The organism is Curtobacterium sp. PhB142 (genome assembly GCF_004341255.1).
Lineage (GTDB): Bacteria > Actinomycetota > Actinomycetes > Actinomycetales > Microbacteriaceae > Curtobacterium.
On record NZ_SLUT01000001.1, the window covers coordinates 405,226 to 419,187 of the forward strand.

The following is a 13,962-nucleotide window of genomic DNA, read 5'->3' on the forward strand; positions in this document are numbered from 1 at the left end:
GCGCGGGCCGCACAAGCGCACCCGCGCCGCGCTCACTCCGGCGGCGCGGGCACGATCTGCTCGAGCAACCGCAGCACCTTCTCGCCGTCGACGGCCTCGGGGTCGAGCAACCACTGCACCTGCAGCCCGTCGGACGCCGCGATGCTCAGCGAAGCGAGGTCGACCGGGTCCAGGTCGCCGCGGATCCGTCCCGCCGCCTGGTCCGCCGCGATCAACGCGGCCAGGTCGGCCCGGAGCCGCGTGAACCGCTCCCGCATGAAGTCACGGGTCGCCGGGTGCCCCTCCTGCACCGCGTCGGCCGCGAGCGTCGTGTAGAGCTGCACCAGGCCCGGCACCGCACGGTTGCGCGAGGCACTGTCGCGCATGTCCCCGATCGCCGACTTCAACCGGTCGGGCGCCCCCTGCTCGCGCACCTCGTGCTCGCGGTAGACGGCGAGCAGCAGTTCGTCACGGCTGGGGAAGTAGTGGCGGAGCGCCGCGTGGGTGATCCCGAGGGCCTCGGCCACGGACCGCAACGACGATGCGTCGACGCCCTGTTCCGCGACCATGCGGATCATCTCGTCGAGGATCTGGGTCCGGCGCTCGGCTCCCTTGCGGTACCCGCCGCGTCGCGGCGGGGCCGCGTCGTCGTCGGCGGGGTGCGTCATGCACCCAACTTACCGCTGGAAGGTTTTAGCGCCACCCCCTGGACTGGAGGCCCGTGGCGGGACCGCACCGCGCCTCCTGCCCGCAGGGGGTCGCGTCGACTGCCCCGGGTCGCGTCAGTCCTGGTCGTCGACGGTGTACTCGTCGACCGGTGCCGACTCACCGTCGGCGAGCGCGTCGACGATCCTGGTCAGCGACTCCGCGAGGACGGCGTTGTCGGCATCGGACAGGTGGTCGAGGACCCCGACCACGGCCTCGTGGAAGCGGGCGTACGAGGCATCGATCTTCTCGGCGGCGAGGTCTGTGGGTTCGAGGACCTGCGCGCGACGGTCGGTGGGGTGCGCGGTGCGGACGAGGAGTTCCTTGTCGACCAGCGCGTCCACGAGCTTCGTGACCGAGGCGTTCGACACGGTCAGCATGACGGCGAGGTCCTTGGGGCCCATGGTGCGGCCGTCGCGGTGGGCCTGGAGCATGTACCGGATCGCCAGGGACTCGTTCTTGCTCAGCCCGCTCTCGATGCGCGCGGACTCGATCTGCTGCTCTTCGGCGTGCTGGAGGCGCAGCAGCGCGTCGACGGCGGTCTTCGCGGCCTCGGATCGGGGCTCGTGGGCGTAGAGGTGGACGTGCTCTCGACGGACGACGGTCAACGGCATGTGATCATGCGCTCCTTGCTACGCGGCGGGGACGGTGAAGAAGTCGGCGTACGCCGGCTCGGCGCGACCGGCGAGGAGCGACGGGTCCTCGATGCGGCGCTCGACGTAGGCGTCGATGACGGCCGGGTCGGTCAGACCGATGCGGGTGTGGCTGCCACCGATCCGTGCCGCCCGAGGCATCCCGGAGTACGTGCTGTGCATGTCTGATCCCGCCCTTCTGCGGCCGTTCGTCCCGTGCGGACGCTCGAACTCTTTCACGACGTGAACGTTTTCCGCAACGAACGGTTCGCAAACTGTACGTTTCGCGCGCCGAACAGTTCGCGTCGCACATCAGCGCGCGGCGGCGGCCTGCGGTCGAAGACCCGCCGATACGCTGCACATCAGATGCCACTCTCGCCGGGGAGTGCATCCGGGCAAAGTTGAAGCCCACCACCGCAGCAACGGTGGTGGGCTTCGATCAGCTCTCCGAGTGGAAAGCCAGGGAAACAAGTCTTCCCGAGCTGAGCGCTCGGGAGCAAGCGTACGCGGGCACGCTCGCGTACGCATCCCTGGCTCTCCGCTCTTTCGTGTCGGCCGGCTGACACCGAGAGGAGGACTCGATGTCGAAGGACAACGAGTCCGACCGCAGGCGTCAGGTTCCGTGGTTGGGGATCGCGAGCTTGCTCGTGACCGTGGCGCGGTTCTTGTACGACCTGGGGCGGAAGGGCTAGGTGCTCGAGGCATCCCGCGGCGGTTCCATCGTCGCGGGATGCCTTCCGGAGCCGTCAGACCATCGCTGCGGCCATCACCGCCACCGCGATCCCCATGGCGAGCGTCTCGACGACGGGGAGCGCGCGGGTCCGACGCCGGATGCCGTCCCGCACCATGTGGGCGGTGAGCAGCAGGTAGCCGGTGGTCAGGCCGCCGAGGACGACCTGCCACGTGACCGCGACCGCACCGCCGTGTCCGTGCATGCCGACACCCGCCATGCCGGTCATGCCGGGGTCGTGCGCCATGCCGACGCCCAGCGCGCCCATCACCAGCAGACCGAGCGCCGCGTGCAGTCGCCCGAACCGACCGTGCGCCGACGCGACCCGGACCGACGGAGCCGACCCGGGCCTCCCGACCGAACCGGACGCACCAGACGCGCCGGACGCACTCTGCATCCGGTGCACCGCGGCGACCACCACGGCGAGCAGCGCGAGCACCACGAACCAGAGCACCCCGGGCAGCACGCGCGGCCCGAAGGCCCCGTCCACCATCACCACTGCCGCCACCACGTCGACCGCACGGCCGGGGCGCCACGCCCCGACCGTGCAACAGGCCCCGGCGGACGCCGGCACGATCGCGGCGAGCCCGAGCAGGTCGGTCACGTCAGTGTCCGTGTCCGTGCCCGTGGTCGTGGGCGACGGCGTCGTGCGCCGCCTCGACGCCACCGGACGCGTGGTGCGAGCAGTGCGACGCCGCGGTCGCACCGATCGCGGCCGGCACGTTGAGGGCCGGGTTCCGCGGGAAGAAGCCGTACGGCTTGAGCGTGAACTTGGCGTAGTCGACCGGCATGACGGGCCAGTCCTCGGGCCGCGGGAAGTGCGTCGGGCCGAAGGTGTGCCAGAGCACGATGTCCTCGCCGTCGAGCGGTCGGTCCCCCTCGACGTAGCGGGCGACCCCGTCGCCGCCGGGGTTCTGGTGCACGAAGTCGCCGGCGGCGAAGCGCTCCGCCGGGTCGTACTGCGTGACGTACAGGTGCTTGCGGGAGAACTCGGCACGCGCGGCGACCGAGGACGAGTCGTCGGCGAGCAGCACCGGGGCGTCCTGCGGGTACAGCACGTAGCCGGTGGGGCGGTCGAGGTGGTTGCGCTCCTCGGTGTTCGACACGAACCACGTGCGCGCCTTCGAGGCGTCGGCGAGACGACCCGACGACGACTCCGACGCGATCCGGGTCACCGACTTCGTGAACGCGTTGCCGTGCTCGTTGCCCGGTCCGACCGGCACCCGCACGGCGTCGACCTCGTCCACGGCGTTCGACAGCCCGTCGACCATCATGTCGAGCCGCGCCGAGAACAGGTGCTGGTGGTACGGGGCACCGAGGCCGGGGGCGACCTCGGAGGCGTAGGGGTAGTCGTCGCCGGACTCCGAGCGCCCCGGGTACGAGCTGGTGAAGAGCACGCCGGTGAGCTTCGCCTCGCACTCGATCGTGCCGTCCAGGTACAGGTACCAGTAGAAGCCGTAGTCGTAGTTGCCGACGGTGGTGAAGAACGAGATCACCAGGCGCCGGGATCGACGGACCTCCTGCGAGCCGGTGTAGATGTCGCCGTGCTTCCAGAGCGTGCCGAAGTCCTCCTCGTGCATGCAGATGCCGTTGCGGATGGTCTGCGGGTTGCCGAGCTCGTCGGCCAGGACGGCGTCGAAGTACTGGATCTCGCCGACGCAGTCGCAGCCGAGTTCGAGCGAGTTCGTGAAGCGACCGAACAGGTACTCGCCGGTGTCGAAGTAGTTCTGCCAGAACCGCACCGGAGACGGGTCGCCGTACGGCACGAGCATCTCGTCGATCGACGCCCGGTACACGATCGGGCGCAGCCGCTCGCCGTCCTGCCACGAGAGCTGGCGGAGCACGAGTCCCTCGCGGGCGTCGAAGCCGACCTGGAACCGCCAGTTCGCCCACTCGACGAACTCGCCGTCGACGCGGAACGACGGCCCCTCGGGCTGGGTGATGACGATCGGCTTGAGGTCGAGCGGTTCGCCCTGCACCGCGGGGTCGTCGAAGTTCCCCGAGGTGGTCGGAACGGGCATGTCCGCCACGTCCACGATCCGCGTGACGGCCCGGTTCGCCGCGTCGACGTACGCCGACAGGCCGTCGACGGGGTGCGCCCACACGTGGTCGGCCGGGTGGTCCTGCTTGAAGGCGAGCACGCGCAGGATGCGCCGACCGACCTCTTCCGGGTAGTCGTAGTACCCGGCGGACAGCGGCACGCACTTGACCTCGTCGGCGGACAGTCCGCGCTTCGCCAGGGCAGCGACCCAGCGCTCGTCCGCGTTCGCGATCTCGCCGACGGCGTCGAACTCCTCGATCAGGACGGGCAGCTGGCCACGGGACCCGTCGAGCACGTCGGTCCGCAGCACCGTGCCGGTGGTGATCGACACGACGCGGTCGGTGGAGCGACCGGTCGCCATGTCGAGCAGCATCACCCGGGCCGTGCGGTCCGGCAGGGGGCCGTCGCCGGCCTGCCACGCCAGGACCTCCTGCTTGTGCGGCTCCTCGAGGCCGACGTAGGCGAAGCGGGTGGTGTCGGTCCAGTCCGGCTGCGCCGTGACGAGGTCGCGGACGGCGGTGAACTCGTCGGGCGTCAGGCTGCCGAGCGGGTGCTCGGTGGTGGCTGCGTCGGTGGTCACGGTGGTCGGGTCGGTGATCGTCATGTGCGTGGTGCTCCTTGCGCGTTGCGTCGTGCGTGGGGTCAGGTCGGTTCGGCCGGGAGGCGCGTGGTGCGCCCGGCGGGTCAGCTCTCGGTGGCGAGACGGTCGAGCATCAGCTCGTAGCGGCTCCGACTGCGACGTCGCAGCACCAGCGCCTGCACCACGCCGATGACGGGGACGACCACGACCAGGCCGGTGAGCACGATGCTCACGACGCCGAAGACGCTCGCGCCCGAGGCGTCGACGTCGCCGACGAGCGTCGGGAAGTTCACCCAGATCAGGACGGCGGCGGCGACGAGCCCGAGGAACCCGAGGACGGGGGCCACGATGGTGTTCCAGACCCGCCGGTCACCTGGGTTGCGGCGGAAGTACACGATGACGGCGAGGCTCGTCGCGGCCATCAGGATCGCGACGCCCAGGGTGGCGACGCCGGCGAACCAGCTGAACACCTGCAGCACCGGGTCGAGGCCGAGCACCGCGAACAGCACCATCAGCACGGCGGCGGTGACGGTTTGCACCAGGCTCGAGGTGTGCGGCGACGCGTGCTTCCGGTGCACGTCGCCGAGCCGGCCGGGCAGCAGCGACGCGTTCGCCATCGAGTGCTGGTACCGGGTGATCACGTTGTGGAACGACAGGACGCAGGCGAACATGCTCGTCAGCAGCAGCACGTTGAGCACGGCTTCCCCGGCGCTGCCGATGTACTGCGCGGCGGTGGTGAGGATGAGCGACCCCGGGTCCTTCGCGACCTCGGCGAGGATGCCGTCCGGGCCCCACGCCATCACGAGACCCCACGACGCGAGTGTGTAGAAGACGCCGATGCCGATCACGGCCGTGTAGGTCGCACGCGGGATGGTCCGCTCCGGGTCCTTCGCCTCGTCGCGGAAGATCGCGGTGGCCTCGAACCCGATGAACGCGGCGATGGCGAACATCAGCCCGACGCCGGGCGACCCGGACATGATCTGGGTCGGCTCGAACGGTGCGAGGGACAGGCCGTCGGCCCCGCCGCGGAACACGATCGCGGCGACCAGGACGAGCACGATGCCGACCTCGCCGACGAGCATCACGCCGAGCACCTTGCTCGACAGGTCGATGTGCCGGTAGCCGAGCATCCCGACCAGGGCCACGACGACGAGCGACCAGACGTACCAGGGGATGTCCGGCCCGCCGAGGCCCGTGACGGTGACCCCGAGCAGGTACCCGATGTACCCGTGCACGCTGACCTGGATGGTCGTGTACGTCAGGAGCGCCAGCGTGGCGGCTCCCGCACCGGCCGGGCGCCCGAGGCCGTGCCCGACGAACGTGAAGAACGCGCCGGGCCGCGGCACGTGCCGGGTCATCGCCGCCAACCCCACCGAGAACAGCAGCAGCACGACGGCCGACGCGGCGTACAGCGACGGGAATCCGACCCCGTTGCCGAGCAGCATGCCGAGCGGGGCGGCGCCGCCGACGACGGTGAGCGGGGCGGCGGCCGCGACGACCATGAACACGATCGCGGTGACGCCGAGCGAGCCGCGCATGGTCCGCTGCGGCGCGGGTGCGGCTCCGAGTGACGCGGGGTCCTTCGTGATGCTGGACATCGTGGCCTTCCGGTTCGGGTGGGTGGGACGCTGGTGGTGGTGCTGGGTGTGACCACGGTCCCGCGCCGCCGTTGCGGTGCCGTTCCACCGGCGTGAAGCCCTGTCGCCGCCGAATGGGACGTGCTCGTCGGAGGCGTCTCATTTGCGTGAGACGCGGCCGAAACACCACCGAGACACGGGCGCAACGGCGCAGCCCTACGGTTGCCGCATGACCGCGCTCGACCGAGCCATCGCCGACCCGCCACGGGTGCCCGGCGTCGGCACGCGCTCCCCCGTCGACGGGTTGTCGCGGCGGAGCATCGGCCCGGTCGACGTGCTCGCGCAGTCGGTGTCCGCCGTGGCACCGTCCGCCGCAGCGACCACGATCCCGGTCCTCGTCGCGACGGTCGCCGGCCAGGGGGCCACGTGGTCGCTGCTGGCCGCGATGGCGCTGTCGTTCCTCGTCGGGCGGACGGTGAACCAGTTCGTCCGACGCGTCGCCGGCACCGGGTCGCTCTACACCTACGTCTCGCTCGGGCTCGGCCCGGTCGCCGGGGTCGTCGCGGGCGCCGCCCTGCTGCTCGGGTACGGCTTCATTGCGATGTTCTCGCTCACCGGCAGCGGCTACTACCTCGACTACCTGCTGTCCCGCTTCGTGCCGGCCGCCGGCGACGACGCCCTGGTCACGATCGTCGTGGTGCTGGTGATGGGCGCGGCCGTCTTCGCGGTGATCGCGCTCGGGGTCCGGTTGTCGACCCGGCTGACGTTGCTCGTCGAGTCGCTGTCGGTGGCGGTCATCGTGGTCCTGATCGTCGCGCTGGTCGCGCGCCTGCACCCGGCCGACGCCTCCGCCGTCGCCCTCGGGCCGACGCAGCCGGCGTCGTTCGCGGTCGGCACCGCCCTCGCCGTGACCGCGTTCGTCGGGTTCGAGAGCGCGTCGGTGCTCGGTGTGGAGGCCCGGCGCCCGTTCCAGGCGATCCCCCGCGCGATCTCGTGGACCGTCCTGGTCGCCGGCGTCCTCTACGTGGTCAGCGCTGCGGCCCAGCAGATGGGGTTCGCCGCCGTGGGCGCCGACCTCGCGTCGAGCGCCTCGCCCGTGAACGAGCTGGCGAACGCCTTCGGCATGCAGTGGATCGGGTGGGCACTCGACCTCGGGATCGCGGCGTCGTTCACGGCGTGCGCGATCGCCTCGACCACGGCGCTCGTGCGGGTCCTGTTCGCGATGGGCCGCGAGGGGGTCCTGCCCCGGGTGCTCGGTCGGGCGTCGCCACGCTTCCGGACCCCGTTCGTGGCCGGCGCGGTCGCGTGCGGCGTGCTCACGGTGCTGCCGGTGCTCGGCCTGGCGAGCGGGATCCCGACGTGGACACTGATGGAGGCCGAGCTCGTCGTCGCCGCCCTCGGGTACATCGCCGCCTACGCCCTGACGTGCTTCGCGGCACCGATGTTCCTGCGGCGCATCGGCGAGCTGACGGCGGGGGTCGCGGTCGTCGCCGTCACGACCGGGATCCTGCTCACCGCCGTCCTGCTCACCTACCTCGGGGTCGAGGCGGCGTCGACCCGCTGGCCGGCCGTCGCCATCGCCGTCGGGTCGGTCGCCGCGGTGGTGGTCGCGTTCCTGGTGGCCACGCGTCGGCGACCCTGGCGACGGGGTCGGAGCCGCGCCGTGTACGACGTGCCGGTCGAGGCGGACCTGCTGGGGGCCTCCCGTCCGTCCGCCGGAACCGGCCACCAGGCGGAGGTGCGGTGAGCGAACCCGGACTCCGCGCGCGGCAGCCGAAGGCGATCCAGAACGCCCTCGCGGTGCTGGAGGCCGCCGCGCACGCGGGACCGGGTGTCACCGCTCAGCAGATCTCGGACTCCCTCGGGATGCCGCGGGCCACCACGTACCGGCTCATCACCCTGCTCGTCGAGGACGAGTACCTCGTCCGGTTGCCGGACCTGCGCGGTTTCGCCCTCGGCCACAAGGTCGCCGACCTGGCCGCGGTGTCGCCGGCTCCGGCACTCGCACCGCTGCCCCGAGCCGTGCGATCGGTGCTCGCCGACGTCCGCTCCGCCGTCCGGGCGGGCGTGCACCTGGCGCGCTACGACGCCGCCGGTGTGCGCGACATCGACGTCGACCCGGACTTCCCCCTGCTCGACGAGGCCGCACTGCGGGCGACGCCCGGGTCGAGTGCGATGGGGCGGTTGCACGCCGAAGGGGGCCTCGGCCCGGTCCACCAGGTCGGCGCGTTCACGGCGGGGTTCGGGTGCCTGGCGCTGCCCGTCCGCGGGGAGCGCGGAGAACTCGTGGCGGGGCTGACCCTGTCGGCGCCGGCCGCCCGGGTGTCGTCGCCGGGGGACGCACTGGTGCACCTGCGGCGGGCGGTGACGCGGCTCGAGCCGCTGCTCGGGTGAGGAAGGACCTCGCTCAGGACGCAGCGCAGTCGGCGACGAATGCCATCAGCGGGGTCGCATCGTCCCGCGTGAAGAGGACGTCCAACGCCTGGTTGAACTCGAACTGGCGCACGAACGGGATGCTCACCGCGTCGTACCCCTCCGACATGAGCAGACCCGTCATCATCAGGCGAGCCGTGCGCTTGTTGCCGTCGAAGTAGAACTGCGAGCGTGTCGCCGCTGCGAAGTAGGCCAACGCACGTTCCCGGGGGTCCTCCAGCGCTCCGACGAACGCACAGATCGATGCGAACCGCTCTTCGAGCTCGTCCTGCGGCACACCGTCGACCACGCCGCCTGACGCCAACCGGACGGCTCCACCGCCACCGACGTCGCCCTCCCCGCGGAAGGCCCCGGACTCGATGGCCTCGTGCACCGCGACGCGGCCGTGCAGGTCGTCCGAGACGACCTTCGACAGGACGAATCCCTGCGACGCGACGAGCGCGTCGAGATGCGTGTAGCCGTCGACGAGCGCGAACACCTGCCGCTCGTCCTCGATGGGGTGCCCGCCGACGGTGACACCGTCCAGGAGCGTCCGGACCTCGGGCAGGGTGAAGGTGTTGCCCTCGAGCGCTGCGGCGTTCCACACGAGATCGGGGAGCACGGCGCTGAAGCGGTGGCGCGCACGCGAGGACGACGACCGTCCGATGCGACCGAGGTCGATCCGGGCTGCGTCCCACGACACCCCGGTCGCGGCGAGGGCCTCGTCCGGTGCCGTCCGGACCGATCCGGCGCGCTCCGCGGGTGGGACGGGCGTCGGCCGCGCCGGCCGCTTGACGTACGAGCCAGGGCCGAGGTCCCACGGCTGCTGCGGACTCATCGGCCACCCCCCGCGTACTGCGCCACTGCGCTCCGGGCGGACTCCCCGAGGCCGGCGGCGTCGATGAGGCCCTGGAGTGGGTCCACGAGGTGGACCGCCTCGATCTCGGTCGCGCCGATGAACACGGACGGGTGCGCGGGCACGACGGCGACGTCCACGGCCGCGCCCCGTCCGCGGCGGAACGTGTCACCGAGGAGCTGGGCGAACGCGCGGGGATCCTCGGTCCAGACGATCGTCGGCGCGACGATGCCGTCACCGATGCCGAGTGCGTCGAGCGCCGCCCAGCCGGACAGCGCCCACGGCGCGTTCGACGCACGTCCGGCCGACACGAGGCGATCGATGTCCCACGTGTCGGCGGTGAGCAGGACGGTTCCGTCCCGGTGGAGCGGACCGGCCGCAGCTCCGGCCTCCGCGATCACGGCAGCAGCGTCCGCGTGCTCCGCCGTCCCGACGAACCGCTGGAGACGTGCGACCCACTCGGACGCGGGGTCGGCCCAGTCGGCCAGGCGGTCATCGCCGAGACGTGACCGCGCCGCCACCGCTGCGAGGGGATCGCTGAGGACGGAGAGGGTGACCTCGAGGTCGAAGCCCGCCGCGATGGCGAGCTCGCGGAGGTCGTCGACCCGCGGCGGCGCGCCACCGAGCATGCGGTAGACCGTCGGCCGGCTCACTCCGGAACGGACAGCGATCCGGGTCGCACCGAAGCCAGCGGTGCCGCGGAGTTCGGGGATGACCTGGTCGATCTGCATCCCGCTATCGTATCATTGATGAGACAGTTGCAGTGTGTCGTCTCGAATTCGAGAACACATGCACTGCGCCCCATGACCTCGGCCCGGCGATCGGCATAGCGTGGGCGCGTGGACCTCGAACTCAAGAACCGTGTCACACTCGTCGTCGGAGGCAAGGGGTACATCGGTGCCGCCGTCGCCGACCGCCTCCGGGCCGAGGGGGCGACCGTCGTCGTCGCGTCCCGCAGCGCCGACGACTCCGACGGCAGCGTGTCGATCGACACCGCCTCGCAGGAGTCGGTGGACGCTGGCGTCGCCACCGTCCTCGAGCGGCACGGGCGCATCGACGTGCTAGTCGTGACCGCTGCCCCGAGCGCGAGCACCCTCGACCCGGACCGGAAGTCCGACCCGGAACAGGTCCTCGACGCGATCGACGGCAAGGCGCTCGGGTTCCTCCGCGTCGCGAACGCCGTGCTCCCCGCCCAGCGCGAGGCCCGGTTCGGCCGTGTGGTCGTGGTGAGCGGGCAGAACGCCTACTTCTCCGGCAACATCACGGCGTCGCTCCGGAACACGGCGGTGAATGTCATCGCGAAGAACCTGGCCGACGACGTGGCGGGCACCGGCATCACGGTGAACGTCGTCAACCCCGGGACGGTGACGGACACCCCGTCCGCCGAGGTCCGACCCGGAGGCCCCGGCGACTCGACCCCCCAGCAGATCGCCGACCTCGTCGCGTTCCTGTCGTCGCCGCGCAACGCGGTGTCCGGGGAGTCGATCTCGATCGCGCACCGCCAGCGGGGATCCGTCGTCGTCTGATCCCCGAGTACCGGGTGCTCGCCCCCTGGCTTCACCCGCAGGGACGAGGCGCTTCGCACCTGCGCCCGATGCCCGGAGCCGTCCGGGCCGCGAGTCTGGTCACATGGAGTCCTCGACCAAACACACGATCGCCACGCTGCTGCTCTGCGCCGCGATCCTCGCCACCACCGTCATCGCCCTCGCCGCCATGACCCCTGGCGCGTGACGACGGTCCGCGCTGCGAGACGTGGGCGGCATGCGATGATCGAGCCGTGACGGACCGGCGCACGTTCATCCGGCCGCTCGCGACCCGTTCGATCGTCGTCGACGTGGCGTGGGCGGTCCTGGCGGCGTTGGTCTTCCTGCTGCCGCTCGAGGTCGAGCTCGAGCACGCGAGCTTCTTCGCGGTGCTCGCCGCCGCCGGCGCGATCGCGCTCCGACGGGTCTCCCCGTCCGCGGCGATGCTCATGGTGGTCGCCCTCGGGATCATCCAGGTCGGTGGTGGCGAGCGGCCGTCGCTCGTCGACCTCGCGATCTTCGTCGTCATCGGCACCGCGGCCGTGGTCGGGACCCGGACCGAGGTCATCCTCTCCGGGGTGCTCGCGCTCGTCGCAGGCGTCGGCGCGACGTTCTACCTCGCCGTCACGGGCTTCCGGTACCTGGTACTGCTCAACGGCCCCCGCGACCAGGCGTTCCTCGCGATGGCCGCGCCGGTCACCGCGCTGCTCGGGGTGTGGGCCGGCGGGGTCGCCGTCCGGGCGTTCCGGTCGCGCGATCGCGAGTCCGTGCGCCGCGCCGATGCGGAGGCAGCCGCATCGCGCGCCGAGGCGGTGGCCACCGAGGCCGAGGCGACCGCCACCCGTGCCATCGACGTCGCGGAATCGGAGCGCATCCGCGCGGACATCGCCCGTGACGTGCACGACGTCGTCGGCCACTCGCTCGCGGTGATCATCGCGCAGGCCGACTCGGTCCCGTTCCTGGCTGACGAGGCCCGCATCCGCGAGGTCAGCGCCACCATCGCCAGCACCGCCCGCAGCTCCCTGGTCGAGGTCCGCCAGGTCCTCGGCCACATCGACGGCTCCGGGGAGACGACCGATCCTGGCTCGCTCGAGGAGATCGTGCAGGGCATCCGCGACGCCGGAGTCGACGTCGACCGCACCGTCCGCGGGGTCCCGGTCACGCTCGGGCCCGACACCGGCACTGCAGCACGGCGCGTGCTGCAGGAGATGCTCACCAACGCGCTCCGGCACGGTGCGCCGGGGCTGCCCGTCGTGGTCCGTGAGACCTGGCGGAGCGCCGACGTCGTGCTCGAGGTCGAGAACGTCGTCGGTGACGGCACCACCGGTGGGTCCGGCCGGGGCATCGACGGCATGCACACCCGTCTCACCGCACTCGGCGGGTCGTTCGACGCCGCCGCGCTGGACGACGTGTTCGCCGCACGCGCCCGCATCCCGTTCGACGTCCAAGGGGGACCCGTCCGATGACCGAACCGATCACGATCCTGCTCACCGACGACCAGGCGCTGTTCCGCGCCGGTCTGCGCGTGGTGCTCGACGCGCAGGACGACATGCAGGTGGTGGGCGAGGCCGCGGACGGTGCCGAGGCCCTCGCCCGCATCCAGGAACTCCGACCCGACGTCATGCTGCTCGACATGCGGATGGCCGGCATGGACGGTGTCGAGACCGTCCGTCAGCTGTTCTCCGGTGCCGTCGAGGGGCCGCTCCCCCGCGTCGTGGTGCTCACCACGTTCGGCCTCGACCCCGCGGCCGCGACCGCGATCCGGCTCGGTGCGAGCGGGTTCCTGCTCAAGGACGCCACCCCGACGTTCCTGTTCGCGGCGGTCCGGGCGGTCCACGAGGGCAGTTCGGTGATCGCTCCGAACGACCTCGCGCAGCTCTTCGGCGCCGACGTCGCGAAGGCACCGGCTCCGCAGCCGTCCGAGTTCCAGGCGCTGACCGAGCGGGAGCGGGTGGTGTTCGGCTGGGCGTCGCGCGGGCTCTCGAACGCCGAGATCGCGACGAAGGAGTACGTCACCGAGTCGACCGTGAAGACCCAGATCTCGAGCATCCTCGGCAAGCTCTCGCTCCGTGACCGCGTGCAGCTCGTGGTCTACGCGCACGACCACGGGCTGGCGGGCACCCGCGACGGGTCCTAGCCGGTCGCGATCCGATCGAGCCACTCCGCGAGCATCGTCCGCTCGGCAGCCGACAGCCGATCCAGCCGGGGTGCAGCAGCACGGAGCGTGATCGCAGCGCTCGTCACGGCGTCGCCGCCCGCGCCGCCGTCGTCCGTCGTCGACGCGCTCGGCACGAGGATCCGGCCGAGCACGGCGTCGAGCACGTCGTCGGCGAGCGACGGGTCCCGCTCGTCCACCGGGGCGGCCAGGACCGCGAGGACGGCGCCGGTGCCGGCCGCGTGCACGAGCTCCACGGCACGTCGTTCCGGCACGGCGAGCCGCCCGGCCTCGGCCACGCGCTGGATCCGTTCGGCGAGCAACGCCGTGCCGGCCCGCGCCGCTGCTGAGCGCCGACCACGCTCGGGGTCGCTCAGCAGCACGAACAGGTGCGGGTTCTCGAGCCCGAACCCGATCGTCATCGACCACCCGGCGCGCAGGTCGTCGACGGGGTCCGTCCGTCCGTCACGCGCTGCCCGCACCGCGTCGGCCTTCACCGCAGCGAAGGTCGTCATCGCGTGCTCAGCCACCGCTTCGAGCAGCCCGTCCTTGTCGCCGAACAGCCGGTAGATCGTCGGCGCCTGCACGCCTGCGCCGTCGGCGACTGCGCGGGTGGTCACCGCGGCCGCGCCGAGTTCCCGCAGCATCGAGCCCGCGACCTCGACGATGCGCGCTCGTGTCTCCTCGCGCTGGGTTCCCTGGTCGATCACGGAACAACGATAACGGACCAGTGCTATCAGTGTGTTACCGTCGATACGACTTGGCTGTTACC

The 13,962-nt window shown here is 71.8% G+C and carries 14 protein-coding genes; 5 read left to right on the forward strand and 9 right to left on the reverse strand.

Annotated features, from left to right (window positions below; translation table 11 throughout):
- Positions 1-32 precede the first annotated feature (32 nt).
- From EDF31_RS01975 to EDF31_RS02000, 6 genes are all read right to left on the reverse strand, one after another.
- Positions 33-647, reverse strand: coding sequence for a TetR/AcrR family transcriptional regulator (locus tag EDF31_RS01975; protein WP_131844991.1), 615 nt, complete (start codon positions 645-647; stop codon positions 33-35).
- 114 nt (positions 648-761) lie between these two features.
- Positions 762-1,298 (reverse strand): MarR family transcriptional regulator, encoded by a 537-nt coding sequence (locus tag EDF31_RS01980; RefSeq protein ID WP_131844992.1) that lies wholly within the window; start codon positions 1,296-1,298, stop codon positions 762-764.
- A gap of 18 nt (positions 1,299-1,316) precedes the next feature.
- Complete coding sequence (locus EDF31_RS01985; RefSeq protein ID WP_123292879.1) at positions 1,317-1,499, reverse strand: hypothetical protein; 183 nt, start codon at positions 1,497-1,499, stop codon at positions 1,317-1,319.
- 563 nt (positions 1,500-2,062) lie between these two features.
- On the reverse strand, positions 2,063-2,650 hold the full coding sequence (locus EDF31_RS01990; RefSeq protein ID WP_131844993.1) for a hypothetical protein: 588 nt from the start codon (positions 2,648-2,650) through the stop codon (positions 2,063-2,065).
- Position 2,651: 1 nt separating this feature from the next.
- A complete protein-coding gene (locus tag EDF31_RS01995) occupies positions 2,652-4,691 on the reverse strand; it encodes a primary-amine oxidase (RefSeq protein WP_131844994.1) in 2,040 nt (679 codons plus the stop codon).
- An 80-nt stretch (positions 4,692-4,771) separates the two neighbouring features.
- Entirely contained in the window at positions 4,772-6,265 is a 1,494-nt protein-coding gene (locus tag EDF31_RS02000) for an APC family permease (RefSeq protein WP_131844995.1), read from the reverse strand.
- 208 nt (positions 6,266-6,473) lie between these two features.
- Here EDF31_RS02000 and EDF31_RS02005 point away from each other — a divergent pair, with 208 nt between their 5' ends.
- Together EDF31_RS02005 and EDF31_RS02010 are read left to right on the forward strand one after the other, a co-directional pair.
- Entirely contained in the window at positions 6,474-7,991 is a 1,518-nt protein-coding gene (locus EDF31_RS02005) for an APC family permease (RefSeq protein ID WP_131844996.1), read from the forward strand.
- Entirely contained in the window at positions 7,988-8,638 is a 651-nt protein-coding gene (locus EDF31_RS02010; RefSeq protein ID WP_243649808.1) for a helix-turn-helix domain-containing protein, read from the forward strand. The genes EDF31_RS02005 and EDF31_RS02010 overlap by 4 nt, the downstream gene beginning before the upstream one ends.
- A 13-nt stretch (positions 8,639-8,651) precedes the next feature.
- Here EDF31_RS02010 and EDF31_RS02015 read toward each other — a convergent pair whose 3' ends face one another.
- Complete coding sequence (locus tag EDF31_RS02015) at positions 8,652-9,494, reverse strand: hypothetical protein (protein ID WP_207896089.1); 843 nt, start codon at positions 9,492-9,494, stop codon at positions 8,652-8,654.
- Positions 9,491-10,243 (reverse strand): hypothetical protein, encoded by a 753-nt coding sequence (locus EDF31_RS02020; RefSeq protein WP_131844997.1) that lies wholly within the window; start codon positions 10,241-10,243, stop codon positions 9,491-9,493. The genes EDF31_RS02015 and EDF31_RS02020 overlap by 4 nt, the downstream gene beginning before the upstream one ends.
- 108 nt (positions 10,244-10,351) lie before the next feature.
- On the opposite strand from EDF31_RS02020, the gene EDF31_RS02025 reads away from it, so the two are divergent.
- The 3 genes from EDF31_RS02025 (at position 10,352) to EDF31_RS02035 (ending at position 13,172) form a co-directional block, all read left to right on the forward strand.
- A complete protein-coding gene (locus EDF31_RS02025; RefSeq protein ID WP_131844998.1) occupies positions 10,352-11,038 on the forward strand; it encodes an SDR family oxidoreductase in 687 nt (228 codons plus the stop codon).
- A gap of 251 nt (positions 11,039-11,289) precedes the next feature.
- Positions 11,290-12,501: a histidine kinase gene (locus tag EDF31_RS02030; protein WP_131844999.1), complete on the forward strand. Its 1,212-nt coding sequence runs from the start codon at positions 11,290-11,292 to the stop codon at positions 12,499-12,501.
- The gene (locus EDF31_RS02035) at positions 12,498-13,172 is read left to right on the forward strand and encodes a response regulator transcription factor (RefSeq protein ID WP_131845000.1); all 675 of its coding nucleotides are present in this window, start codon (positions 12,498-12,500) and stop codon (positions 13,170-13,172) included. Before EDF31_RS02030 ends, EDF31_RS02035 begins: the two co-directional genes overlap by 4 nt.
- Here EDF31_RS02035 and EDF31_RS02040 read toward each other — a convergent pair.
- Positions 13,169-13,900, reverse strand: coding sequence for a TetR/AcrR family transcriptional regulator (locus EDF31_RS02040; RefSeq protein ID WP_131845001.1), 732 nt, complete (start codon positions 13,898-13,900; stop codon positions 13,169-13,171). The two genes, EDF31_RS02035 and EDF31_RS02040, sit on opposite strands and share 4 nt — an antisense overlap.
- Positions 13,901-13,962 lie beyond the last annotated feature (62 nt).